This is a genomic window from Streptomyces sp. NPDC030840 (genome assembly GCF_055572015.1).
The window spans coordinates 1-1,873 of record NZ_JBVIEE010000048.1; the positions used below are offsets into that span (position 1 = coordinate 1).

The 1,873-nt window shown below is 70.3% G+C and carries 3 protein-coding genes; all 3 read left to right on the forward strand.

The window, feature by feature from the left end:
• Nucleotides 1–204: vitamin B12 dependent-methionine synthase activation domain-containing protein (locus tag ACZ49J_RS45350; RefSeq protein WP_467457740.1), on the forward strand; the 204-nt coding region annotated here is incomplete at its 5' end.
• Nucleotides 205–280: 76 nt separating this feature from the next.
• Nucleotides 281–1,147 carry a methylenetetrahydrofolate reductase [NAD(P)H] gene (gene metF, locus ACZ49J_RS45355; protein ID WP_467457742.1) on the forward strand — a complete coding sequence of 289 codons (867 nt, stop codon included), beginning with the start codon at nt 281–283 and terminating at the stop codon, nt 1,145–1,147.
• A gap of 37 nt (nt 1,148–1,184) precedes the next feature.
• Nucleotides 1,185–1,873, forward strand: a 689-nt coding sequence (locus ACZ49J_RS45360; RefSeq protein ID WP_467457741.1) for an adenosylhomocysteinase, incomplete at its 3' end; no start/stop codon positions are given.

Sequence of the window (1,873 nt, forward strand, 5' to 3'; positions counted from 1 at the left end):
TTCGAGCTGAAGTACCGCGGCGCCCGGTTCTCGCTCGGTTACGGCGCCTGCCCGAACCTGGAGGACCGCGCCAAGATCGCCGAGCTGCTGGAGCCGGAGCGGATCGGCGTCCACCTGTCGGAGGAGTTCCAGCTCCACCCCGAGCAGTCCACCGACGCGATCGTGATCCACCACCCCGAAGCCACGTACTTCAACGCCCGCTGAGAAGGACCGATCCGTGCCCGCTGCCCCGGTCGTCGAGACCTCCCGCCCCCGTCCGACCGCTCCCACGACACCCGGCGTGCGCGAACTGCTGGCACGCGGGCACAGAAGCTTCTCCTTCGAGTTCTTTCCGCCGAAGGGCGCCAAGGGCGCGCAGACGCTGTGGAACGCCATCCGCCGCATCGAACCGCTCGCCCCGTCCTTCGTCTCCGTGACCTACGGGGCCGGCGGCTCCTCCCGGGAGCGCACCGTGGAGGTCACCCAGCGGATCGCCGCCGAGACCACGCTCCGTCCGGTCGCGCACCTCACGGCCGTCGGGCACTCGGTGGCCGAACTCCGCCACATCATCGGCCAGTTGGCCGACGCGGGCATCCGCGACGTCCTCGCGCTGCGCGGGGACCCGCCGGGCGACCCCAAGGGGGTGTGGACGCCCCACCCCCAGGGCCTGTCCTACGCCCATGAGCTGGTCTCCCTGATCCGCGGCCTCGGCGACTTCACGGTGGGGGTGGCGGCCTTCCCCGAACGTCACCCCCGGTCGGCGAACTGGACCGACGACATCCGTCACTTCACCGCCAAGTGCCGGGCGGGCGCCGACTACGCGATCACGCAGATGTTCTTCCACGTGGAGGACTACCTGCGGCTGCGCGACCGGCTGGAGGCCGCCGGCTGCACGACTCCGGTCATCCCGGAGATCATGCCGGCCACCGACTTCCGCCAGATCGCCCGGTTCGCCGAACTGAGCGACGCCCGCTTCCCCGCCGCGCTCGCCGACCGGCTGGAGGCCGCCCAGGACAGCCCGGCCGACGGCCACCGCATCGGCGTCGAGTACGCCACGGCCATGGCGGAGCGCCTGCTGTCCGAAGGCGCCCCGGGGCTGCACTACATCACCCTCAACAAGTCCACGGCGACCCTGGAGATCCACCGGAACCTGGGCGTCAGCCGGTAGCAAGCATTCGAACCCACCCCGATCGCGGAGTACAGACATGGAATACAAGGTGGCCGACCTCTCCCTGGCCGAGCTCGGCCGCAAGGAGATCACCCTCGCCGAGCACGAGATGCCGGGCCTGATGGCGATCCGCGAGGAGTACGCCGAGGCGCAGCCGCTCGCCGGCGCGCGCATCACCGGATCGCTGCACATGACCGTGCAGACCGCCGTCCTCATCGAGACCCTGGTCGCGCTCGGCGCCGAGGTGCGCTGGGCGTCCTGCAACATCTTCTCCACCCAGGACCACGCGGCCGCCGCCATCGCCGCCGCCGGGATCCCGGTCTTCGCCTGGAAGGGCGAGACGCTGCAGGAGTACTGGTGGTGCACGGAGCAGGCGCTGACCTGGCCCGGCCACACCGGCCCGAACATGATCCTGGACGACGGCGGGGACGCCACCCTCCTGATCCATCTGGGCGTCGAACACCGGAAGACCGGCGCGCTGCCCGAGGCCTCGAACGAGGAACTGGCTGTCGTCCGGGCCCTGCTGGAGCACAGCGCACTCGACTGGTCCGCGATGGCCTCGGAGATCCGCGGGGTGACGGAGGAGACCACGACGGGCGTGCACCGTCTGTACGAGATGCAGCGCGACGGCGTGCTGCTGTTCCCGGCGATCAACGTCAACGACGCGGTGACGAAGTCGAAGTTCGACAACAAGTACGGCTGCCGCCACTCCCTCATCGACGGCAT